The sequence below is a fragment of the Fodinicola acaciae genome (genome assembly GCF_010993745.1).
In the GTDB taxonomy this organism is placed as follows: Bacteria; Actinomycetota; Actinomycetes; order Mycobacteriales; family HKI-0501; genus Fodinicola; species Fodinicola acaciae.
Genome location: NZ_WOTN01000001.1, coordinates 496,541 through 519,466, shown reverse-complemented (window position 1 = coordinate 519,466; position 22,926 = coordinate 496,541). Strand labels below are relative to the sequence as shown.

Sequence of the window (22,926 nt, the reverse complement as noted above, 5' to 3'; positions counted from 1 at the left end):
CCATGCGGAGGACTCTGCGAGATCTGCTCGTGATAGAGCGGATTCTTCGGGACCGGGACGGGGTCTGGCGACAGATCCACGAGCAGCGCGACCTGAAGACGCTCATCGTCCAGATGTTGACCAGCTCGGTGATCGCGCTGGCCTGCTATGGCGCCGTGTTGGGCGCTTCCAACGGCGCCGCACAGGCCGTTTCCTCGGCGGTCAAGCTGCCGCTGCTTTTCCTGGTCACCATTGGCATCTGCCTGCCAACGCTCTATCTGTTCAACCTGGTTTTCGGTGCGCGGCTGTCGATCCTGCAGGCCCTGTCGCTGGTGATGCTCACCGTCAACGTGACGTCGGTGCTGTCCCTGACGTTCGCGCCGATTAGCCTGTTTTTCCTCGTGACAGCGCCAAACTACGAGTTTTTCAAGCTGCTCAACGTGAGCATCCTGGTGCTCACCGCGCTGGTCGGGCTGCGGTTCCTGATCTCCGGCATGCGCGGCCTCAACAGGCTGGCCAATCCGGTCCTCGCGGCGCCGTGGCAACCGGCGGCGGCGCCGGTCTCCCCCGCCACCGAGCCGCTCGCGGTCGAGGCACCGGAGCCGGTCATGGTCGGCGCCGGCGCGGACGAGGTCGCCTGGCGCAAACCGGTCGGTGAGATCTGGCCGGACAACGGCCGCGTCGAGCCGCACCGGCCGCCGGACGGCGGTCGCAATCCGGCGTATCCGGCCATACGGCAGGAAAAGCAGTCAAGCACCGCACTGCTTTACGTGTGGATCCTGCTGTTCGGCTTCGTCGGCACCCAGCTCGGCTGGACGCTGCGGCCCTTCTTCGGCAGTCCGGACGAGAAGTTCGAGCTGTTCAGGGCCATCGACGGCAACTTCTACGTGGACATCGTGAAGACCGTCCTGCACCTGTTCTGACCGTACAATCCGGACTTTTGCTCGCGGCAACTGAAAGTTGGGATCGAAGTAAAGAAAGTTATGGACGGCGCGTGCGATAGCCGCTAGTGTCCGTGGCCTGGGTCACACCTCTCAGGCCGCGGACATGGCGGAAGGGCAGCGCGCGGATGACAGAGTTTTCGCCTGGTCCGGACAATCCCGTGCAGTCGCGGCTACTGCGGCTGCTGCGCGACGAAGGACCGACCTCGCGCGCGGAGTTGGCCGACCGGCTGCGGGTGCCGCGCGCTCGGCTGGTCGCCGAGGTGAGTCGGCTGTCCGAGCTACGGCTGGTACGCGACGGCGGTCCGGCCGCCTCGCGCGGCGGTCGGAGGTCCACTTTGGTGGAGCTCGACCCTGACCTACGGTTTGCCGCGGTCGACCTCGGCGCCACCTCGGTGACCGTCGAGGTCACCGACGGCGTGCTGAATCCGTTGTGCGCGGCCGAGGAACCGATCGACGTGCGGCGGGGCCCGGTCGCCGTACTCACCAGGATCAGCGAAATACTCGGAAAACTCGCCGCCGACGGCCACTGCGGTCAGCTGGCCGGCCTCGGCATCGGCGTGCCGGGCCCGGTGAGTTTCCGTGACGGCACGCCGGTTTCGCCGCCGATCATGCCGGGCTGGGATCGCTATCCGGTACGCGACCGGCTGGCCGGCCGGCACGGCTGTCCGGTGGTGATCGACAACGACGTCAACATCATGGCGATCGGCGAGCGGCACGGCGGTGTCGGCCGGTCGGTCGACAACATGCTGTTCGTCAAGGTCGGCACCGGCGTCGGCTGTGGCATCGTCGTGCACGGCGAGGTCTATCGCGGCAGCGACGGATGTGCCGGCGACATCGGCCACATCCAGGTCGACGGCCAGGGACCTGTGTGTTCGTGCGGAAACACCGGCTGCTTCGAGGCACTTTTCGGCGGCGCGGCACTGGCCAGGGACGCGCTCGCGGCTGCTCGCAACGGCACTTCTCCGGCACTGGCCGAACGTTTGGCGAATGGCGCGCACATCACCGCGGTCGAGGTAGGAGAAGGCGCCGAGGAAGGCGACCCGACCTGCATCGGCCTGATCCGCGCCGGCGGCCGGCTGCTCGGGTCCGTACTGGCCAGCCAGGTCAGCTTCATGAACCCGTCGATGATCGTGATCGGCGGCGGCCTGGCCGGCCTCGGCCACCTGCTGCTCGCCGAGGTGCGCAGCGTCGTCTATCGCCGTTCTTTGCCGCTGGCGACCGGAAACCTGCCCGTCGTGCTGTCCGAGCTCGGACCACGCGCCGGTGTCGTCGGTGCCGCTCTGCTGGCCAGCGAGTTGGCATACGGCCATGCCTGAGCCCCTGCTGCGCCTGACCGGCATCGTCAAGACGTTTCCAGGCGTACGCGCACTGGACGGCGTCGATCTGGAGATCGCGGCCGGCGAGGTGCATTGCCTGCTCGGCCAGAACGGCGCCGGGAAGTCGACGCTGATCAAGGTGCTGGCCGGTGCGCATCAGCCCGACGACGGCACCGTCGAATGGCAGGGCCGCAAAGTCGCCTTCGCACATCCGATCGCCGCGCTGCGCGCCGGATTGGCCACCATCTATCAGGAACTCGACCTGGTCGACGATCTTTCGGTGGCGGAGAACATCTTTCTCGGCCACGAGGTCAGCGCGCTCGGCTTCAGCCGCCGGTCGGCGATGCACGCGAAGGCGGCCGAGTTGTTGACAAGGCTCGGTCATCCGGAGATCTCGCCGGGCCGCGAGGTCGGCCGGCTGACCGCGGCCGGCAAGCAGCTGGTCAGCATCGCTCGCGCGCTTTCCCACCGGGCCCGGCTGATCATCATGGACGAACCGTCCGCGGTGCTCGCGTACGACGAGGTCGACAACCTGTTCCGGATCGTCCGCGAGCTCACCGCCGACGGCGTCGCGGTGATCTACATTTCCCACCGGCTGGCCGAAATCCGGGAGATCGGCGACCGGGTGACGATCCTGAAGGACGGCCGTACGGTCGCGTCCGCGTTGCCGGCCGGGCGAACGCCGACCTCGACGCTCGTCCAGTCGATGACCGGCCGGTCGATCGAGTACGCGTTTCCACCGCGGCCGGACAGTGAGCCATCCGGCGAGCTGCTGCGCGTCGAAAACCTCTCGCTGGCTGGAAAATTTGCCGATGTCTCCTTCTCCGTGCGCGCCGGCGAGATCGTCGGCGTCGCCGGTCTGGTCGGCGCCGGCCGGTCGGAGCTGCTGGAAACCATCTACGGTGCGCGAAAACCGACCGCCGGCCGGGTGCTCGTCGACGGCCGCCCGCTGCGTAAAGGCAGCGTCTTCGCGGCCGTACGCGCCGGCCTCGGCCTGGCACCGGAGGAACGCAAGAGCCAGGGCCTGCTGCTCGGTGAGCCGGTCTCTCGCAACATCTCGCTGGCCAGCCTCGGCCGCTTCTCCCGTTTTGGCTTCATCGCGCGAAACGCCGAGCGCGCGGCCACCAGGTCGCTGATCGAGCAGCTGGACGTACGACCGCCGGATCCGCGCCGCGAGATGCGCACGTTTTCCGGTGGCAACCAGCAGAAGGCGCTGGTCGGCCGGTGGTTGCTCGGCGGCAGCCGGCTGTTGCTGCTGGACGAACCGACCCGTGGCGTCGACATCGGTGCGCGCGCTGAGCTTTACGCGCTCGTACGCCGGCTGGCGAGCACCGGAGTCGGAGTTTTGTTGGTGTCCAGCGAGCTTCCGGAAGTGCTCGGACTCGCCGACCGCGTGCTGGTGATGCGCGACGGCGTCGTCCTACGCGAGGCTCCGGCGACCGAGCTGGACGAGCCGGCAGTGTTGGAAATGTTCATCGACGGCGAAAGGAGTCGCACGTGACGGACCAGGCGCCACCAGCCGACGAGCGGCGGCGGGTGGAGGCCCAGTCGGTCGCCGCAGCCCGGCCGAGCCACGCGGTCGCGATGCTCGGCGAGGCCGGCTGGACGCGCAACCTCGGCCTGGTGGTGGCGTTGGCGATCCTCTCGCTGGTCGGCGTGCTGACCGTCGACACCTTCGCCACCACGTCGAATCTGTTGACCGTACTGAAAAACGCGTCGGTGATCGGCGTGGTGACGGTCGGCATGACGTTCGTGATCATGGGTGGCGGCATCGACCTGTCGGTCGGCTCGCTGATCGCGCTCGCCTCGGTGTGGAGCACGACGGTCGCGACGCAGTCCTTCGGCGCCGGCGGTGTCTGGTTCTGCGCCCTGACGGTGGGCACGGTCGCCGGTCTGATCAACGGCTTTCTGATCGCGTACGGCCGGCTGGTCGCCTTCATCGTGACGCTCGCGATGCTGGTCGGTGCGCGTGGCCTGGCGCAGTATATTTCCAACCAGCAAACGCAAGTCGTGAAGGTCGACGCGATCAACGACCTGGCGGCCAGCTCGGTGCTCGGCATTCCGGTGCTGGTGCTGATCATGCTGGCGGTCTTCGCGGCCGGCTGGGTTTTGTTGAACCTGACGACCTTCGGCCGGCGTACCGTCGCGGTCGGCGGCAACGCCGAGGCGGCCCGGCTGGCCGGCATCGACGTACGGCTGCACACGCTGCTGCTCTATGGACTTTCCGGTCTGTGCTGCGGAATCGCGGCGGTGATGCTGACCGCGCAGGCCAACTCCGGCGCCAGCACCAACGGCGAGTTCTACGAGCTGGACGCGATCGCCGCGGTCATCATCGGCGGCACGCTGCTCACCGGCGGCCGCGGCACGCTGGTCGGCACCTTCCTCGGCGTCATGGTTTTCACCGTCATCACCAATCTTTTCATCCTGAACAACCTGCCGACCCCCATCCAGAACATCACCAAAGGCGCGATCATCATCGCCGCCGTGTTGCTGCAGCGCCGCGGCAAGTCCGCGGCGACGACGTAGAAGGAGCACGAAATGGCAGCACAGCTTGGCCGCCGCGGCATCCTGCTCGGCGGTGCCGTGATCGGCGCCAGCGCACTGGCCGCGTGCACGTCCAACGAGGTGGCCGGCGGCCAGCAGACCTCCGGCACCAAGGTCGCGGCCGGGGACAACGGCAAGCCCGGCGCGCACATCACGATCGGATTCTCGTGTCCGCAGGCCGACCACGGCTGGATCGCCGCGATCACGAAAAACGCCGCGGCACAGGCGAAACTCTACTCCGACGTGACGTTCTCACCGGTCGAGCCGACCAACGACGTGGCCAAGCAGATCGCCGCGATCGAGACGCTGATCAACAAGAAAGTCAGCGTGCTCGTCGTACTTCCCAATGACGGCAAGCAACTCACCGCGATCGGCCGCAAGGCGATGGACGCCGGCATCCCGGTGGTCAACCTGGACCGGATTTTCGACACACCGCTGGCATATCGCACGTGGATCGGCGGCGACAACTACGGCATGGGCGTGTCGGCCGGCACGTACATCGGCGAGAAGCTGAAAGGCAAGAAGGACGCCGTGATCGCCGAGGTCGCCGGCATCGACAGCCTGCCGCTCACGCAGGAACGCAGCCAGGGCTTCAAAGACGCGTTGTCCCGCTATGGTCTCAAGGTGACCAACCGGGTCGCGGCGCAGTTCACCTCGTCCAGCGGCCAGCAGGTCACGTCGAACCTGCTTCAGGCCGCACCGAAAATCGACGCGTTGTGGAACCACGACGACGACCAGGGTGTCGGCGTACTCGCTGCCATCAAACAGGCCAACCGCAACGAGTTCCTGATGGTCGGCGGCGCCGGCTCGACCGACGCGATGCAGGTGATCAAGGCAGACAACACACCGTTGAAGGCGACCGTCACCTACAGCCCCAGCATGGCGTCGTCGGCGATCTCGCTGGCGCGGCTGATCGGCCAGAAGAAGGGCATGAGCGACCTGGTGGAAAACGAGGTGCCGGCGCGGATCACGCTCGCCTCGGCCACCATCACCAAGGAGAACGTCGACCAGTATCTGGCGCTCGGTTTCAAGTCCTGACGTAGTGTCGGCATCATGCCTTTGCGAGCGACATTGTTGGGGACCGGCATCATGGGGGCCGGCATGGCCGCCAACCTGGCCAAAGCCGGCCTGGTGACGACGGTCTGGAACCGCAGCCGCGACAAGGCCGAGGCGATCGGCGGCGTCACCGTCGCCGACACCGCCGAGGAGGCCGTACGCGACGCCGACCTGGTCGTCACGATGCTCTTCGACGGCGACTCGGTGGCCGAGGTGATGGAGCGCGCGCTCCCGGAGATGCGCGATGACGCGATCTGGTTGCAGACCACCACCGTCGGCACCGACGCCATCGCGCGGCTCGCCGACATGGCGGCCAAGCGCGGCGTCGGCTTCGTGGACGCGCCGGTGATGGGCACCCGGCAGCCGGCGGAGAGCGGCCAGCTGACCGTGTTGGCCGCCGGCGCGGACGAGACCATCGCGAAGGCCGAGCCGGTTTTCGACGCTGTCGGGGCGAAAACCGTGCGACTGGGCACCGAGGTCGGCGCGGCGAGCCGGTTCAAGCTGGTGATGAACGCCTGGGTCGTCTCGCTGACCACCGCGACCGCGCAGTCGGTGGCTTTCTGCAAGGCCGCCGGGATCGATCCGCAACGGTTCCTGGACGCGATCGCGGGCGGTCCGCTGGACAGCGGCTATGCGCAGGCCAAGGGCAAGGCGATGATCGCCGGCGACTTCTCGCCGTCCTTCGCCGTGGACGGCGCGGCCAAGGACGCGTCGCTGGTCGCCGCCGCCCTCGACGAGTGTGGCGCCGACTCCACGCTCGCCACGGCCGTCGCGACCCTCATGCGCAAGGCGATGGACGCCGGCGACCCACACGACGACATGGCTGCCGTCCTCCGCGCGTTCCAGGCCGTCGCATAGCCACCTTCGCCCCTCGTGGTCGGAAACTGGGCTAACAGGCGGCGGAGGCGTCGCCGCAGGTCAGAGCGGTCCCCAGGTTCCAATCGGATTCCGATTGGAACCTCCGGCGGCGGGGCGGAGGTCAGGCGGTACTGGGCACGAGACGTTGCGGCAGAGTCGCGAGGAGGACGGCGAGCGCGGCGGCGGCCGGGGCCGCCGCGAAGGCGGCCACCGGGCCGTACGCGTCGGCCAGCGGTCCGGAGAGTGCGCGAGTGGCAGCCGTGCCGAGCGGACCGGCGGCGCAGAGGATCGTCATGGCGAAGGATGTCGGCGCGAGGCGGTCCGTCAGCGCGTAGAGCGTGATCATGTACGGCGCGACCGTCACGCTCGCCAGCGCGATCGCCAGCGGCAGCGGACGTACGACCACCAGCGCCACACAGCCGGCCGCCAGCGCGACCGCGAACACGCGGTGCCGCCACACCAGGCCAAAGCGAGCGGGCAGCCAGGCGCAGGCCAGGCCGGCGAGCGCACTGCCGGCACCGAGCTCGGCATAGAGCAGGCCGGCGGCGAGCGGGTCGGCGGCCGTGACGCCGACCTGGATCGCGCCGAAGACGCCACCGATCATCACCATGCCGGCGAACAGCCGCGCCATCGCCACCACCGGCAGCGAGCCAACCCGCACTCGCGAAGCTGGCTCCATGCCATAGATCCAGCCAAACGGCAGCGCCGCACCAACCAACAGCACCACGCTGGCCAACACCGGCACAGCCGGTCCGAGGAAGGCCAGCAGGCCGACCACCGCCGGACCGACGACGAAGACCGTGTCGTCAGCGGCCGCCTCGTACGACAGAGCCGTCGGCAACAACGACCGCCGCGATCGCCCCCACCAGACGCGCACCAGCGGGCCGACCTGCGGCTGTGTCAGACCGGCCAGGCCAGCGGTCACCACCATCAGCCAGCCATCGGTGACGGCAAGCATCCCGACCAGCGCAAACGCATTCGCGACCGGGAGCACGGCGCCGGTCAGCCGCCATCGGTCGGCGAGGAAACCGACGAGCGGTCCGGCGAGGGCGATCGCCACGCTCTGTACGGCGCTCGCCAGACCGGCGAAGGCGATGCTGCCGGTGGCGGCGGTGAACAGCACCAGCGTCGCGAGCGGACTCATCGCGTACGGCAGCCGCGCCAGGAACCCCAGCACGAAAAACCACGGACTGACCGCGCGCAGCAAGGCGAGATAGGACATGAGGGCGTCTCCACGAGCACGTCGAGGAGACGCGCCTGCCCAGCCACCTAGCGCGTCCGTCACCCGGTTCTGGTCACCACTCTAACCCGATCGCTCAGAGCGAACAGGCTGGAGGAACAGATCCACCGTCAGCAGAGTTGCGTCAGTACGACTCAGATTTATGGTGCGTCGCGAGTGCATAGATGAAGGGCTGACACAGATGAGCCAGACAGTGATCGTGCCGGTGTTGCCGCTGGACGACGAGGTCGTGTTGCCGCAGATGGTGGTGCCTCTCGACCTGGCCGACGCCGACACGCGCACCGCCATCGAGGCGGCGCAGGCCGGGGCACGGGAGAACGGCGTCCGGCAGAATGACTTCCATAGGCCAGGCATCCGGTCCAACGGCGGTGACGCGCAGGTGCTGCTCGTGCCGCGGCTGGACGGAGAGTACGGCGCGATCGGCGCGCTTGGCACGATCGAGCAGATCGGCCGGCTGCCAGGTGGCGGCAGGGCCGCGGTGATCCGTACGACCAGCCGCGCCCGCATTGGCGCCGGCACGACCGGCCCCGGCGCGGCGCTGTGGGTCCAGGCGGACATCGTCGAGGAGACCGGCGCGGACAAGCTGACCAAGGAGGCGATCCGCGACTACAAGGCGGTCATCGCCTCGATCCTGCAGCAGCGCCAGGCCTGGCAGATGGTCGACTCGGTGCAGCGGCTGGACGACCCGTCCGCGCTGGCCGACCTCTCCGGCTATGCCTCCTACCTGTCCAACGAGCAGAAAAAGCAGCTGCTCGAGGAGGTCGACGTGGCAGAGCGGCTGGTCACCGCACTGGCGTGGGCCCGTGACCACCTGGCCGAGCTGGAGGTCAACGAGACCATCCGCAAGGACGTCCAGGAGGGCATGGAGAAGCAGCAGCGCGAGTTTCTGCTGCGCCAGCAGCTGGCCGCGATCCGCAAGGAGCTCGGCGAGCTGTCCGGCAAGCCGGCGACCGAGGAGCAGGACTACCGCGCCAAGGTCGAGGAGGCCGACCTGCCGGAGAAGGTCAAGGAGGCCGCGCTCGCCGAGGTCGACAAGCTGGAGCGTACGTCCGACCAGTCCCCCGAAGGCGGCTGGATCCGCACCTGGCTCGACACCGTGCTGGACATGCCGTGGAACGAGCGGACCGAGGACAGCTACGACATCAAGGCGGCGCGCGCCGTACTCGACGCCGACCACGCCGGCCTGGACGACGTGAAAGACCGGATCATCGAGCACCTGGCCGTGCGTGCGCGCCGCGCCGAGAAGGGGCTCGGAGTCGTCGGCGGCCGCCGGTCCGGTGCCGTGCTGGCACTGGTCGGTCCGCCCGGGGTCGGCAAGACCTCGCTCGGCGAGTCAGTCGCACGCGCGATGGGACGCACGTTCGTCCGGGTGGCGCTCGGCGGCGTACGCGACGAGGCGGAGGTCCGCGGCCACCGGCGGACGTACGTCGGCGCGTTGCCCGGCCGGATCGTACGGGCCATCAAGGAGGCCGGCTCGATGAACCCGGTCGTGCTGCTCGACGAGGTCGACAAGCTCGGCGCGGACTACCGCGGCGACCCGACCGCGGCGCTGCTGGAGGTGCTCGACCCGGCGCAAAACCACACGTTCCGCGACCACTACCTGGAGGTCGAGCTCGACCTGTCGGACGTGATGTTCCTGGCGACCGCCAACGTGCTGGAGTCGATCCCGGCTCCGCTGCTGGACCGGATGGAGCTGGTCACGCTGGACGGCTACACCGAGGCGGAGAAGGTCGTGATCGCTCGCGACCACCTGCTGCCGCGCCAGCTCGACCGCGCCGGCCTGACCGCCGACGACGTGGCGATCACCGACGACGCGCTGGGCAAGTTGGCCGCCGAATACACCCGTGAGGCCGGCGTACGAAACCTGGAGCGCGCGATCGCTCGCGTACTGCGGAAGGTGACGACCAAGCTGGCCGTCGACGAGGTCAGGACGCCGCTCTCGGTGGACGCCGGGGACCTGCGCGACTACGTCGGCCGGCCGCGACACCTGCCGGAGTCAGCGGAGCGTACGTCCCTGCCAGGCGTCGCGACCGGGCTGGCGGTGACCGGCACCGGCGGTGACGTGCTCTTCGTGGAGGCCTCGCTGGCCGATCCGGAGACCGGCTCGGAAGGCGTCACGCTGACCGGCCAGCTGGGTGACGTGATGAAGGAGTCGGCGCAGATCGCGTTGTCCTACCTGCGCTCGCACGGTGCCGAGCTGGAGCTGCCGGTCGGCGACCTGGCACACCGCGGCGTACATCTGCACGTGCCGGCCGGTGCGGTGCCGAAGGACGGTCCGTCCGCCGGTGTCACGATGACGACCGCGCTGGCGTCGCTGCTGTCCGGCCGGTCGGTACGGTCGGACGTGGCGATGACCGGCGAGGTGTCGCTGACCGGCCGGGTGCTGCCGATCGGTGGCGTCAAACAGAAACTGCTCGCCGCTCACCGCGCCGGCATCACGACGGTGCTGATCCCGCAACGCAACGAGCCCGACCTGGACGACGTGCCGGAGGACGTGCTCAAAGACCTGACCGTGCTGCCGGTCAGCGACGTACGCGAGGTGCTCGACACCGCGCTCACGTCGGCAGCGGTCCTGGTCGCATAGGAAACGAACGGCCGCAGGGACTCCCCGCGTGCGCCTGGCGCACGCGGGGAATCCCTGTGGCATCTCTATGTGCGTACGACCAGCGACTCGGTGCCCTGGCGCGGCCGTGGCTTGCGGATCCGCGGGCGCGGCTGGCTGGTGTCCGGCAGCGTACGCTTCACCAGGTCCGGCTTGGCCGGCTTCTCGGTCGCGTCGTCCTCGGCGGCGCGGCGCGGCAGCGGATCCCAGCCGAGCGTCTCGACGACGGCGTCGAATATCGGCGCAGGCTCCTGCGGCCGTTGCGAGAGCACCTCGACGACCTCGTAAATCATCGGTGAAACCTCCAAGCGGCGGTCGGCGACCACCTGTCGCTGGCACCGACCTCACGCACAGCCTCGCCGCCGGCGGCCAGCCGTGCATCCCCGTTCCGTGCCATCCGTGGCAAAACTACGGATGGCCCTGAAAACCTCCTTAAATGACAAGGAGTTACTTCGCGAACACGCCAGTCGGGTTGGCGCCGGCCGCGTCCAGCCGGTCGCGGACCACCGTACCGACCTCGATCAACCGCGCGGTGTCGCGCTCGCCGAGCACCTTCCACGGCACGATCGCGGCGCGGTCGGTGGCCGCCTCCATCTCCGAGCGCAGTTTCCGGCCGGCGTCGGTGATTTTCTCCTCGCCGTCGATCAGGCCGCGGCTGGCGAGCGCGGCGGCCGACGCCCTCCACTGGTCGTCCGACCAACCGCGGCTGACCTTCGCGAACTCGCGGTTGAAGCCGCGTCCGGTGGACACGTGCAGCTGCAACGCCGCCAGGCCTGGCAAACCGGCCTGCACCAACGCGGAAATGTGGCCGTCACCACGAAACTCGCGCAGCAGCGAGGACGCGTGCCAGAGCACGAGGTGCGGTTTCTCCGGCCATTCCAGGTCGGCGTACGCGGCGAACAGCGGTCGCCCCTCCGGCACGCAGGCCTCCGCGGCCGTCCGCGCCAACTCGCTCAGCTCGAGGATTTCCTGGCTCTGGCAGCCGTCCTCGCCGAGCAGTCGGACCATCGCCGCGTCGACAGCGGCCAGCCGTGCGGCGATCACGTCCGAGGGCGTCGCCAGCGTCCAGGCGCGCGGGATGTTGCGGGCGATCTTCTCCGGGTTGAAGTTGTAGAACGTGGCGGCGACGACGCCTGCGCCAACCGCCCCCATCGGCGCCGCGCGGGCGGCGTAGTAGACCATCCGGCCCGGCCGCAGGCCAATCGCGGCCAGGTAACGCTCCACCTCCGGCTGGAAATAGCAGACGATGTGGACCGGCTCGAGCACACTGGCCGCGACACGCGCGATACGGGTCTCCATGCCGGCCACCGTATGCCACGCCACTGTGGCCGGCACCCTTCGTTAGGGTCACTCTGTGGACATTCTGACGGTTTCCGCCGCGGTCGACGTGGAGACCGAGGTCCGCAAGTCCCGGTTTCTGTGCCTTTTGGTGCCGGTTGGCGATGAACCGGCGGCGCGCGCGGTGATCGCCGCGCGGCGCCGCGAACACCACGCCGCCCGGCACCACTGTTCGGCATTCATTGCCGGTCCGGTCCAGCGATCCAGCGACGACGGCGAGCCGGCCGGCACGGCCGGCGCGCCCATGTTGGAGGTGTTGCGCGGCCGGCAGCTGACCGACGTGGTCGCGGTGGTCACCCGGTATTTCGGTGGCGTGCTGCTGGGCACCGGCGGATTGATCCGCGCGTACGGCGGCGCCGTGTCCGCCGCGGTCGACGCGGCCACCGTCGTACGACGCCGCGCGATGCACACCGTCACGGTCACGACCGACCACGTTTGGGCTGGACGTCTGGAAAACGATCTGCGCTCCTCACCGTACACAGTGGACGGTGTGGACTACGGCGCGGACGTACGCATCGAGGTTTTCGTTGCGCCCGAAGATATTCACGTGTTCACCGCCTGGCTGGCCGAACACGCACCGGCCGCGACGATGTCTGTCGGCGAGATGTCTTTTCGCGCCATCTAAAACGTATAGCGCGCGATCGACGTGCCGCGCCGCGACCAGGCGGTGCTGCGTGCCGCCAGGTGGCTGACGAATCGGATGAACACCGGCTGGTTGGCCACCTCCGGATCGCGCGTGGTGAAATACTCCTCCACCAGTTTCAGTTTGGGCGCCCAGCTTTCCGGTTCGTGCGGGTCGTCCATGCCGGGGTTTTTCACCACGTCCGCGATCGAGTCGGTGCCGCGATAGTGCTTGATGGCCCACACATGGAACGTCGTGTACGGGTTGAAAGCCAGCTCGCCGCACGGAAAATGACCGGTGAGCCGGCGCAGCAACGCGACCAGGTCGTCCTGCGAGAGAAACGCGGTCAATCCGTCCGCGACGATCACCGCCGGCCGGCCAGCCGGAACCGCGTCCAGCCAGTGCGGGTCGGTCAGGTCAGCGGCGATCTGATGGACGTTCGCCGGCTGGCTGACCACCTGCCGGCGCACCGCCACGACATCGGCGAAGTCGACCTCGTACGCGTCCACAGTGGACGGTGGGGTGACCCGCGCGAACCTGTTGTCCAGTCCGGCGCCCAGATCCAGCGCCACCGCGTCCGGATGGCGAGCGATGAAGTCGCGCGTGATGTCGTCGAGTTTCTTGGCCCGCAAGGCGATGTCGAAGGTCTTGCTCGGCGCCATCGGGAAGTCGTCCATGTCCCGACCGATCTTCCGTACGACCTCGGCGGCGGCGGTGTCGTGCAGGATCGAGTGCGGCTGGCGGCTGTCGAGCGCTCGGCCGTACAGGGTGAGGAAGAGGCTGTTTTCCACCGGCGTGAAGGCCGGAAGCGTGATTGCCATGTCCAGAAAGCTACGTTGCGTTTCCACTTTGGTCAACAGTTACTGACCTGATATGGAGGGGTTTGTCATACGAACCTGCGTCACGTTTGCAATGACTGTGCGGAATTGCAATTGCAATGAGGTCGTCGCGTACGCAAACTGTCGGGCATGCCGGGAAACCGACTCACCCACCACGACCGCCAGCAGATCGCCACGCATCTCGCGGCCGGCCTCGGCTATGCCGACATCGCACGCCAGCTCGGCCGGCCGACCTCCACGGTCAGTCGCGAGGTCAGCCGCAATGGCGGCCGCGACGGCTACCGCGCCGATCATGCCGAGCACGCGACTCGCCAACGCGCGCGACGCGTGTCTGGGCCGGCGCCGCACACCGAGGGCGAGGCCGTACGCACGTTTCTCGACAGCTTCACGGCGACCATGGTCGCGACCGGTCTCGCCCGCATGCCGGCCCGCGTTCTCGTGTGCCTGTTGACCAGCCCGGACGGCAGCCTGTCCGCGGCCGACCTGGTCCACCGGCTCCAGGTCAGTCCGGCGGCGGTGTCCAAGGCGGTCGGTTATCTGGAGGCGATCGGGCTGATCCGCCGCGAACGCGACGGCCGGCGCGAGCGGTATGTCATGGACGACGACGTGTGGTATCGCGCGTTGTCGCAACAGGTCCGCGTCTGCCAGGCCTGGGCGGCCTCGGCCCGGCAGGGCGCCCAGGTGTACGCCGGGTCCGCGGCGGGCGTCCGGCTGGGTGAGATGGGCGAGTATTTCGACAACGTGGGCCGTGATCTCGCCACCGCGGCCGATCACTGGCGCAGCGTGTTCACCGACCGGCACAGGTAACCGATTTCTCGTTTTGTGGTCAATCTGCCGGCTTGCCCGGCTTGGCTACGCTCGGCCGTAGCGATCGAAAATGCGAGAACGGGGCGACAGTGCGAGAGACGACGCTTGACAATGCGACAGCGGTCCGCCATGGACAACAGCGATGTTGAGAATCCATTTCTCCGCCGCCGACCTCACCCACGTCCGGCTGGTCAGCAAGCCCGACCCGCTGTGGGAGGTCGTGCTGAGCGGATCCGACAGGAGTTCGCCGTCCTGGCGTCCTCGCACCGGCTGTCGCCGGCCGCCCGGTCGCTGGCCGACGGCGACCGGGACACGCTGCGGCAGCTTGGCGAGGCGTTGACGGTGTCGTACGAGGCGCTGGTGCGCCCCTTCACCAGCCACATCCAGGCGCGGCTCGACGGCGACCGCGGCCTGCGGGCGTGCGCGTTGTTGGACGGCGGCGTGGACGCACTGTTGTCCAGCCTGCGGCCGACGATGCAGTGGCACTCGCCGGTCCTGGAGGCGAGCTTCCCCTCGGAACAGGATCTGCACCTGCGCGGTCGCGGCCTGGTGCTGGTGCCATCCTATTTCTGCTGGGACAAGCCGGTGACGCTCGCCGACCCGGACCTGCCGCCGGTGCTCGTCTATCCGGCCGCCTACGACCCGCCTGACGCCGAGGCCCCGGAAGCCGCGCTGGGCAACCTGATCGGCACCACCCGCGCCACCGTCCTGCGGGCCATCGGCGCCGGCGGCGGCACGACCACCACGGAGCTGGCGCGCTCGACCGGCATGTCACCGGCGTCGACGAGCGAGCACACCAAGGTGCTGCGCGAAGCCGGCCTGGTGACCAGCATCCGCAACGGCAACTCCGTCCTGCACGCGACCACGCCGCTGGGCCGCGGCCTCCTGCGCGGCGTGTGACGGTCAGATGAGCTTGTGCAGGACCAGCGGGTAGACCGGGCCGGCGCCGGCCTCCCGCAGCAGGGCGGCGCAGACGGTGATGGTCCAGCGCGAGCGGCACTCGTCGTCGAGCAACAACACCGGACCTGACTGGACCGGCGTCATCGCCGACCAACGGCGGAGGGCGGCCACCCCGGCGGCTCCCTGGCTCGGCGCGTCCGACTGCCACGGCGCGCTGCCCGCGTGCGGCTGCAGCGCCTCGACCAGCTGCATCCGGCCGAGCTGCGCCACCCGCTCGGCGAGATCCGGCAGCAGGCGCGGCCGCCGCCGGGACGGGATCCAGGTGACCCAGGTGGGCCGGCCCTCCGGCCAGCCCCAGCGGCTCAGCACGCGTACGACGCCGTCCAGCACCTCCTGCGACACCGGCTGGTCGGCGTCGAGCGCGGCGGTGATCGCGTCGCCCCAGGCCGGGTCCTCCCCGAGCGCCAGCGCGCGGCCAACCTCCGGCCGCAGGTCGGCCGGGATGCTGCCGCGGCGGGACGCGCCGGACGGCCAGCGCTTGCGCGGTTCGATCGTGATGATCTGCGAGCGGAGGAAGTCGACCGCGGCGTCGACGGTCTCCTCACGTGCCGGTGGTGCCGGCTGCCGGCCCGTACACACCGAGCAGCGGCCGCAGTCGGTGACCTCAGGATCGTCCAACGACTCGCGCAACGCGCGCATGAGGCAGGTGGCGCCGCTCATGTAGTCGCGCATGACGGCCTGCTCGGCCTTGCGCGCGGCGGCGATCGCCTCGTAACGCTCGCGGTCGTAGACCCACTCCTGGCCGGTCGCGATCCAGCCACCTTCGGCACGCTCCACGGCGCCGTCGACATCGAGCACCTTCAGCAGCGACTCCAGCCGTCCGCGGGCCAGCTCGCCGCGGTTTTCCAGCTCGGTCACGGTGACCGGACCGTCCGAGGTGGACAGGATGTCCAGTACGCGGCGGACCGTACGCTCGGCCGGGAAGGCGGTGGAGTCGAAGTAGGCCCAGATGTTGGCGTCGGCGGTGGTCGGCAGCAGCACGGCGGTCGCCTGGTCGAGTGCGCGTCCGGCGCGGCCGACCTGCTGGTAGTACGCGATCGGCGAGCTCGGCGCGCCGAGGTGCACGACGAACGCCAGATCCGGCTTGTCCAGGCCCATGCCGAGGCTGGAGGTGGCGACCAGGGCCTTGAGATCGTTGGCCAGCAACGCCTTTTCCAGCGCGCCGCGGACCTCGGGGTCCGTACGGCCGGAATATGCCTCGGCGCGATGGCCCTGCTGGCCGAGGAACGCCGCCAGCCGCTCGGTCTCGGCGACCGTCAGCGTGTAGACGATGCCGGAGCCGGGCATCTTGTGCAGCGCGTCGGCGATCCAGGCGTATGCGGTGGGGACGTTTGGCGTGTCGACGACAGACAGGGTCAGGCTCGCGCGGTCGAGGGTGCCGCGCAGCGTCAGCGTCTCCTCCCCCAACTGGCTCGCGATGTCGTCGATGACGCGCGAGTTGGCGGTCGCCGTGGTGGCCAGCACCGGCGTCTCGGCCGGCAGGCCGGCCAGCACCTGGCGGATCCGCCGGTAGTCCGGCCGGAAGTCGTGACCCCAGTCGGAGATGCAGTGCGCCTCGTCCACCACCAGCATGCCGAGCCGCGGCGCCAGCCGCGGCAGCACCCGCGACCGGAAGCCGGCCGAGTTGAGCCGCTCCGGCGAGATCAGCAGCACGTCGGCGCGGTCGGCGGCGATCTCCGCCTCGATCGTCGACCACTCGTCGAAATTGGCCGAGTTGAGCGTGACCGCGTGGATGCCGGCGCGCTGCGCGGCGTTGACCTGGTCGCGCATGAGCGCCAGCAACGGCGAGACGACGAGCGTCGGGCCGTACCCTTCGCCGCGGCGCAGCGCCGTGGAGATCCAGTAGACCGCCGACTTTCCCCAGCCCGTACGCTGCACCACCACGCACCGGCGCCTGCCAGCGACGAGCGCCTCGATGGCCGCCGCCTGGTCGTCGCGCAGCACGGCCTCCGGGCCGGCCAGCTTCCGCAGCTCCGCCTGCGCGGCCGTCAGCAGATCGTCGCTCGTCACAACCCCATCCTCTCAACGCCGTCGCCGACCAGTCTGGAGGCGGGGTCCGACAGTCTTCCCCCGTCCAGCCACCCGACGACGCAATCGGATTCCGATTGCGTCGTCTGATGTGGCCTGACCTGCGGTGATGCCGGCGCCGGTGACAATCGGACACGCGAATCGGAGTCCGATTGTCACCTTCTTGACCAGCTGAATCGATCCCGGCGGTCAACAAGGTGGCATTCGGACACCGCGTCGGCGACCAAGATCAACTTCAAATAGTTGCCAACATTCCACGCGAACCCGCCCCCCACCCGTTTTGGGTGGGGGCCAGATTGGCAGGTGGGTACGACAGTTTCGGCCTGTAGCGGGTAGTTGGTTAGCGCGCCGGGAAGGCGACCCAGACGGTCAGGCCGCCGTCTGTGCCGGGGTCGGCGCGGAGTTCGGCGTTGTGGGCGTCGGCGATGGCGGCGACGATGGACAGGCCGAGGCCGTGGCCGTCGCGTACGCCAGTGCGTTCGGCGTCGAAGCGTTGGAACGGTTGGAAAAGTCGCGCGATCTCGGCCCGCGGCAGGACCGGGCCGCCGTTGGCGACGGTGAGTACGGAACGGTCGCCTTCGCGGCGAGTCGTGATCCTGATCCAGCCGCCGAGCACGTTGTGCCGCACGGCGTTGTCGACGAGGTTGGTGACCAGCCGCTCGACCAGCCGCGGATCGCCGTACGCCGGCGCCGGCGCCAGCTCGACCTCGACCTTGAGGTCCTCGGCACCGGCGCGGTCGACGGTGTCGCTCGCCAGTACGGCCAGGTCAAGGCGCTCGCGGCGGCCCGGTCCGCGCTGGCTGCTGGCCAGCGTCAGCAGCCCCTCGATGAGGCGTTCCTGCTGGTCACCGGCGGCGAGTACGCGCCGGCAGGCGGCACGCATGGACGAGATCGTGGCCTCCGGATCGTCCAACGCCACCTCGATCAACGCCCGCTGGCGGGTCAACGGCGTACGCAGCTCGTGCGAGGCATTGGCGACGAACTGCCGCTGCGCGTCGAAGGCCGCCTCCAGCCGGCCAAGCAGCGCGTCGATCGTGTCGGCCAGCTCGTGCAGCTCGTCGGCCGGTCCGTCCAGGGCGAGCCGTTCCTGCAGGTTGGTGGCCGAGATCCGGCGCGTACGCGTGGTGATCGTCCGCAGCGGCCGCAGCACCCCACCGGCGACCTCCCAGCCCAGCGCCAGCGCCAGGAAGGCGACGATGACCAGGGCAATGGCCGACACGCCGAGCAGCGCCCCGACGTTCACCGGCGGCCCCGCGACGCCTCCGGAGAGCACCGGCCCGTCGGTGGTGTTCTCCTGCTTGAGAAAGACGGCGTTGGGCGGAAGATAGACGACCAGCAGGTAGGTGATGAGCAGCAGAACGGCGCCGGAGGCGACCGACATCCCGCAATACATCAGCGCCAGCCGCAACCGCGCCGTCCACCGCGGCACCTTCACGCGGACTCCTCGATCCGATAGCCGGCCTGCGAGACGGTCTCGATCACCGGCGGCTCACCGAGCTTGCGGCGCAGCCGGCTGACCGTCACCTTCACGGCCGTCGTGAACGGATCCGCGGCCTCGTCCCACACGCGCTCCAGCAACTCCTCAGCCGACACGACCCGGCCGCGCGCGGCCATCAACAGCTCCAGTACGGCGAACTCCTTCGGCCCCAGGTCGAGCGTCCGGCCACTGCGTACGACCCGCCGCCGCGCCGGGTCCAGCGACAGGCTGCCAGTGCTCAGCACTGGCGGCAAGGCCGGCTGCGAACGGCGCACCAGGGCCTGGATCCGCGCCACCAGCTCCTTGAACGCGAACGGCTTCGGCAGATAGTCGTCGGCGCCGAGGGTCAGCCCCTCGACCCGGTCGTCGATGGTCGACGCGGCGGTCAGCATCAGGACCCGGCACGGCCGCTTCGCGGCCACCAGCCGCTCGCAGACGTCGTCACCGTGCAGGCCCGGCAGGTCGCGGTCAAGGACGACGACGTCGTACGCGTTGACCAGCGCACGCTCCAGGCCGGAAGGTCCGTCGATGGCGATGTCCACCGCCATCGCGTGCCGCCGCAGGCCGGCACCGACCACCTCGGCCAGCTCCGCGTCGTCCTCGACCACCAGCACCCGCATGTCGTCCTCCCGGCTGTTCGCTGTCACCATCTTCGCCGGATTTCGGTTGCACGCCGGTTACACCCGCCGCCGCTCGGTGTCACCGCCGTGCAACCGGTTGCCGCGTACGACTGTCGGCATGAAGACCAAACTGTTGACACTGCTGGCGTTGCTGCTCGTGGCCACCGCGTGCGCCAAGCCGGCGGAGCCCGGCGTCGCGCGCGGCAACCCGGCGGCGAGCGCGAGCGCGAGCAGCTCGACCACCGCCAAGCGCGACCCGGTCGCCTTCGCCAAGTGCATGCGCGCCAACGGCATCCCGAAGTTCCCCGACCCGGACAAGGACGGCGGCATCAGCATCAGCTCCGACATGGGGGTCGATCCCAACTCGACTACCTTCAAGAACGCGCAGAAGACCTGCCAGAAGTACATGCCGCCGCCGTCCGCCGCGGAGCAGGCGCAGGCTTACCAGGACGGCCTGAAGTACGCCAAGTGCATGCGCGACCACGGCGTCAGCGCCTTCCCCGACCCGGACAAGAACGGCGGCATCAAGATCGAGGCCGGCAAAGGCAGTGGGCTCGACCCGGACTCGCCGACGTTCCAGCAGGCGCAGAAGGCCTGCCAGTCGCTGGCCGGCAAGGGCGGCGTCAGCAGGCAGCGCTCGATCGGCCGCGACTCGTGAGCCGGCTGGAACCGCAGGTCACCGCGGGTCCTTGGCCCGATCCGGCGACCGATGAGCCGGACGGCATGGCGCGCCACCGCCGCCGTCGCCGCGTACGCGCCGCGGCCATCACCGGCGCGGTCGTGGTGACCGGCGCGACGGTCGTCGCCGCTTCGATCGGCATCGGGGGACGACCGTCGGCCACGCCGACCGGAAACGCTGCGCCACCGTCGACCGCGACGGTCACCAGGTCGACGCTGACCGCGACCGAGCAGGTCGACGGCAAGCTCGGCTACGGGTCGGCCGCGCCGCTGGCCTCCGCCGCCGCCAACGGCGTCATCACCTGGCTGCCGAGCGCCGGCAGTACGGTCACCCGCGGCCACGCCGCGTACAAGGTCGACGACCGACCGGTGCCGCTGCTCTACGGCACGCTGCCGTTCTATCGGACGCTCGGCACCGGCATGACCGGCTCGGACGTACGGCAACTGGAGCGCAACCTGTCCGCCCTCGGCTATTCCGGCTTCACCGTGGACGACAAGTTCACCGCGGCGACCGCGGCGGCGGTCAAGGACTGGCAGGACGACCTGGGGCTCACCGAGACCGGTACGGTCGCACCGAACCAGGTCGCGCTGGCGCCGGCGGCCATCCGGGTCGCCGAGGTCAAGGCCAGCCTCGGCGGCATGGCCAACGGTCCGGTCTACACCTACACCGGCACCACCGTCGTCGTGACCGTCGCGCTCGACGTGGCGAAACAGGCGATGGTGAAGGCCGGACAGCGTGTCACGGTGACCATGCCGGACGGCGGCCAAGTCGCCGGTACGATCCGCAGCGTCGGCAAGGTGGCCACTACGTCAGGCGACAACCCGCGCGAGCAGACATCGACGGTCAGCGTCGTCATCGACCTCGCCAAGGCCGATCCCAGCAAGAGCCTCGACCAGGCACCGGTCTCGGTCACGCTGGTGACCAGCGAGGTCAAGGACGTGCTGAACGTGCCGGTGAACGCACTGGTCGCGCTGGCCGACGGCGGCTACGGCGTCGAGGTCGTCAAGGGAGCCGCGCGGACGTACGTGCCGGTGCAGACCGGCACCTTCGCCGGCGGCCGCGTGGAGATCAGCGGCGCCGGCATCACCGCCGGGACCAAGGTGGTGGTCCCCAGTGACTGAGGTCATCCGCCTCGACGGCGTCACGAAGACCTACGCCGGCGGTGTGCAGGCGCTGCGAGGCGTGTCGATGGCGATCGCGTACGGCGAGTTCGTCGCGGTCGTCGGGCCGTCCGGTTCCGGCAAGTCGACACTTCTGCACGTCATGGGTGCTTTGGACCGGCCGTCGTCAGGGACGCTGGAGCTGGCCAGCCATCCGGTCGCCGAGCTGTCCGACCGGCAGCTGTCGGCGCTGCGCGCGAGCACGATCGGCTTTGTCTTCCAACAGTTTCACCTCGCCGCCGGAGTGGCGGCGATCGACGTGGTCGCAGACGGACTGCTCTACAGCGGCGTACAGATCGGTGACCGCCGCCAGCGAGCCGCCGAGGCGCTGCGCCGCGTCGGCCTGGCGAACCGCATGCACCACCGGCGGCACGAGCTCTCCGGTGGCGAGCAGCAGAGGGTCGCGATCGCGCGCGCTGTGGTCGGACAGCCGCCACTGCTGCTGGCCGACGAGCCGACCGGCAACCTCGACTCGGTCTCCGGTGCCAGCGTGCTGGCGTTGTTGTGGCAGCTGCACGAGAGCGGTACGACCGTCGTCATCATCACGCACGACCGCGAGCTGGCGGCGAGCCTGCCGCGGCGGGTGGAGATGCGCGACGGCCAGGTCGTCGCGGACAGTCAGGCGGTGGTGCCGGCGTGACCACGCTCGTGCCGGCCCGGCTGCGTCCGGCCGACCTCGCGCGGGTCGCCGGCGTCGGCCTGCGTACGCGGCCACTGCGCGCCATCCTGTCCGCGCTCGGCATCGCGATCGGCATCGCCGCGATGATCGCCGTGGTGGGGATTTCCTCTTCCAGCAGGGAAAACCTGGATCGTCAGCTGGCCGCGCTCGGCACCAACCTGCTGCGCGTCGCGCCTGGCCAGACCATCTTCGGCGACAACGCGCACCTGCCGACCGCGTCCGTCGGCATGGTCGGGCGGATCGGTCCTGTGCTGTCCGCGACGGCGGTCGGCAGCTGCTCGGCGAAGGTCTATCGCAACGACCACATTCCGGCCGGCCAGAGCGGCGGCATCGGCGTGTACGCGTCGCGTACGGACCTGTTGAAGACCGTCGGCGCGTCCATCGCCAGCGGCACGTTTCTCAACGCTGCCACCGCGCGCTATCCGACCGTCGTGCTCGGCGCGACCAGCGCGCGCGTCCTCGGCATCGGCGCACCCGGCGTACAGATCTGGCTCGGCGGCCACTGGTTCACCGTGATCGGCATCCTCCGGTCGGTGCCGCTGGCTCCCGAGTTGGACACGGCTGCGCTGGTCGGCTGGCCGGTCGCGCAGTCGCTGCTGGGTTTCGACGGCTATCCGACGACCATCTACACACGCGCGCGTGAGGACGCGGTGACCGACGTGCAGGCCGTACTCGGCGCCACCGCCAACCCCGAGCACCCCGACCAGGTCGACGTGTCGCGGCCGTCGGACGCGCTGGCCGCCAAGCAGGCCGCCAACACGACGCTCAACGGCCTGCTGCTCGGGCTCGGCGCGGTGGCACTGCTGGTCGGCGGTGTCGGGGTCGCCAACACCATGGTCATCTCGGTGTTGGAGCGCCGTGCGGAAATCGGCCTGCGCCGGTCGCTCGGTGCCACGCGTGGCCAGATCCGGCTGCAGTTCTTCGCCGAGTCGCTGCTGTTGTCGCTGCTCGGCGGCATCGGCGGGGTGTTGCTCGGCGTGGCCCTGACGTACGCCTACGCCTCATACCAGGGCTGGCCGGCGGTCGTACCCGTGTGGGCCACCGCCGGCGGCGTCGGCGCCACGCTCGCGGTCGGCGGCCTGGCCGGCCTCTATCCGGCCTGGCGAGCCGCCCGCCTGTCCCCCACCGAGGCGCTGGCTCCCGCCTGATTGGCCGCATGGCCACCATGCGTGCGTACG

21 protein-coding genes are annotated in these 22,926 nt (G+C 69.6%); 14 read left to right on the top strand and 7 right to left on the bottom strand.

Annotated features, from left to right (window positions below; genetic code table 11):
• Nucleotides 1–2 precede the first annotated feature (2 nt).
• The 6 genes from GNX95_RS02405 (at nt 3) to GNX95_RS02380 (ending at nt 6,697) form a co-directional block, all read left to right on the top strand.
• Nucleotides 3–902: a hypothetical protein gene (locus tag GNX95_RS02405; RefSeq protein ID WP_163505491.1), complete on the top strand. Its 900-nt coding sequence runs from the start codon at nt 3–5 to the stop codon at nt 900–902.
• A 146-nt stretch (nt 903–1,048) separates the two neighbouring features.
• Nucleotides 1,049–2,239: an ROK family transcriptional regulator gene (locus GNX95_RS02400; protein ID WP_163505489.1), complete on the top strand. Its 1,191-nt coding sequence runs from the start codon at nt 1,049–1,051 to the stop codon at nt 2,237–2,239.
• Nucleotides 2,232–3,740, top strand: a complete 1,509-nt coding sequence (locus tag GNX95_RS02395) for a sugar ABC transporter ATP-binding protein (protein ID WP_163505486.1) — start codon at nt 2,232–2,234, stop codon at nt 3,738–3,740. Before GNX95_RS02400 ends, GNX95_RS02395 begins: the two co-directional genes overlap by 8 nt.
• On the top strand, nt 3,737–4,765 hold the full coding sequence (locus GNX95_RS02390; protein ID WP_246281489.1) for an ABC transporter permease: 1,029 nt from the start codon (nt 3,737–3,739) through the stop codon (nt 4,763–4,765). Before GNX95_RS02395 ends, GNX95_RS02390 begins: the two co-directional genes overlap by 4 nt.
• A 12-nt stretch (nt 4,766–4,777) precedes the next feature.
• Entirely contained in the window at nt 4,778–5,821 is a 1,044-nt protein-coding gene (locus GNX95_RS02385; protein WP_163505484.1) for a substrate-binding domain-containing protein, read from the top strand.
• Nucleotides 5,822–5,836: 15 nt separating this feature from the next.
• On the top strand, nt 5,837–6,697 hold the full coding sequence (locus tag GNX95_RS02380; protein WP_163505482.1) for an NAD(P)-dependent oxidoreductase: 861 nt from the start codon (nt 5,837–5,839) through the stop codon (nt 6,695–6,697).
• 121 nt (nt 6,698–6,818) lie between these two features.
• Here the strand turns inward: GNX95_RS02380 and GNX95_RS02375 are convergent, their stop codons facing one another.
• Entirely contained in the window at nt 6,819–7,919 is a 1,101-nt protein-coding gene (locus tag GNX95_RS02375; RefSeq protein ID WP_163505481.1) for an MFS transporter, read from the bottom strand.
• A gap of 199 nt (nt 7,920–8,118) precedes the next feature.
• Between GNX95_RS02375 and lon the strand changes: the two genes are divergently transcribed.
• Nucleotides 8,119–10,521 (top strand): endopeptidase La, encoded by a 2,403-nt coding sequence (gene lon, locus GNX95_RS02370; protein ID WP_163505479.1) that lies wholly within the window; start codon nt 8,119–8,121, stop codon nt 10,519–10,521.
• 65 nt (nt 10,522–10,586) lie between these two features.
• Here lon and GNX95_RS02365 read toward each other — a convergent pair whose 3' ends face one another.
• Nucleotides 10,587–10,832 carry a hypothetical protein gene (locus tag GNX95_RS02365; protein ID WP_163505477.1) on the bottom strand — a complete coding sequence of 82 codons (246 nt, stop codon included), beginning with the start codon at nt 10,830–10,832 and terminating at the stop codon, nt 10,587–10,589.
• 154 nt (nt 10,833–10,986) lie between these two features.
• Nucleotides 10,987–11,838, bottom strand: a complete 852-nt coding sequence (locus GNX95_RS02360) for an SCO6745 family protein (RefSeq protein ID WP_163505475.1) — start codon at nt 11,836–11,838, stop codon at nt 10,987–10,989.
• Nucleotides 11,839–11,893: 55 nt separating this feature from the next.
• Between GNX95_RS02360 and GNX95_RS02355 the strand changes: the two genes are divergently transcribed.
• The gene (locus GNX95_RS02355; RefSeq protein ID WP_222853350.1) at nt 11,894–12,502 is read left to right on the top strand and encodes a YigZ family protein; all 609 of its coding nucleotides are present in this window, start codon (nt 11,894–11,896) and stop codon (nt 12,500–12,502) included.
• On the opposite strand, the gene GNX95_RS02350 is transcribed toward GNX95_RS02355, so the two are convergent.
• Nucleotides 12,499–13,320 carry a class I SAM-dependent methyltransferase gene (locus GNX95_RS02350; protein WP_163505474.1) on the bottom strand — a complete coding sequence of 274 codons (822 nt, stop codon included), beginning with the start codon at nt 13,318–13,320 and terminating at the stop codon, nt 12,499–12,501. The genes GNX95_RS02355 and GNX95_RS02350 overlap by 4 nt on opposite strands.
• Before the next feature lie 147 nt (nt 13,321–13,467).
• Between GNX95_RS02350 and GNX95_RS44160 the strand changes: the two genes are divergently transcribed.
• On the top strand, nt 13,468–14,145 hold the full coding sequence (locus GNX95_RS44160) for a GbsR/MarR family transcriptional regulator (protein ID WP_163505472.1): 678 nt from the start codon (nt 13,468–13,470) through the stop codon (nt 14,143–14,145).
• A 210-nt stretch (nt 14,146–14,355) separates the two neighbouring features.
• Nucleotides 14,356–15,045, top strand: coding sequence for a MarR family transcriptional regulator (locus GNX95_RS02340; RefSeq protein WP_222853349.1), 690 nt, complete (start codon nt 14,356–14,358; stop codon nt 15,043–15,045).
• Nucleotides 15,046–15,048: 3 nt separating this feature from the next.
• On the opposite strand, the gene GNX95_RS02335 is transcribed toward GNX95_RS02340, so the two are convergent.
• From GNX95_RS02335 to GNX95_RS02325, 3 genes are all read right to left on the bottom strand, one after another.
• A complete protein-coding gene (locus tag GNX95_RS02335) occupies nt 15,049–17,115 on the bottom strand; it encodes a RecQ family ATP-dependent DNA helicase (protein ID WP_163505470.1) in 2,067 nt (688 codons plus the stop codon).
• A 358-nt stretch (nt 17,116–17,473) separates the two neighbouring features.
• The gene (locus GNX95_RS02330; RefSeq protein WP_222853348.1) at nt 17,474–18,568 is read right to left on the bottom strand and encodes a sensor histidine kinase; all 1,095 of its coding nucleotides are present in this window, start codon (nt 18,566–18,568) and stop codon (nt 17,474–17,476) included.
• Entirely contained in the window at nt 18,565–19,230 is a 666-nt protein-coding gene (locus GNX95_RS02325) for a response regulator transcription factor (RefSeq protein ID WP_163505468.1), read from the bottom strand. The genes GNX95_RS02330 and GNX95_RS02325 overlap by 4 nt, the downstream gene beginning before the upstream one ends.
• Between GNX95_RS02325 and GNX95_RS02320 the strand changes: the two genes are divergently transcribed.
• Genes GNX95_RS02320 through GNX95_RS02305 form a run of 4 tightly spaced genes read left to right on the top strand, consistent with a single transcriptional unit; the run spans nt 19,229 to nt 22,896 of the window.
• Nucleotides 19,229–19,888: a hypothetical protein gene (locus tag GNX95_RS02320; RefSeq protein ID WP_163505466.1), complete on the top strand. Its 660-nt coding sequence runs from the start codon at nt 19,229–19,231 to the stop codon at nt 19,886–19,888. The two genes, GNX95_RS02325 and GNX95_RS02320, sit on opposite strands and share 2 nt — an antisense overlap.
• Nucleotides 19,885–21,030, top strand: a complete 1,146-nt coding sequence (locus tag GNX95_RS02315; RefSeq protein ID WP_222853347.1) for a peptidoglycan-binding protein — start codon at nt 19,885–19,887, stop codon at nt 21,028–21,030. Before GNX95_RS02320 ends, GNX95_RS02315 begins: the two co-directional genes overlap by 4 nt.
• The gene (locus tag GNX95_RS02310) at nt 21,023–21,709 is read left to right on the top strand and encodes an ABC transporter ATP-binding protein (RefSeq protein WP_222853346.1); all 687 of its coding nucleotides are present in this window, start codon (nt 21,023–21,025) and stop codon (nt 21,707–21,709) included. The genes GNX95_RS02315 and GNX95_RS02310 overlap by 8 nt, the downstream gene beginning before the upstream one ends.
• Nucleotides 21,706–22,896 carry an ABC transporter permease gene (locus tag GNX95_RS02305; RefSeq protein WP_163505464.1) on the top strand — a complete coding sequence of 397 codons (1,191 nt, stop codon included), beginning with the start codon at nt 21,706–21,708 and terminating at the stop codon, nt 22,894–22,896. Before GNX95_RS02310 ends, GNX95_RS02305 begins: the two co-directional genes overlap by 4 nt.
• Nucleotides 22,897–22,926 lie beyond the last annotated feature (30 nt).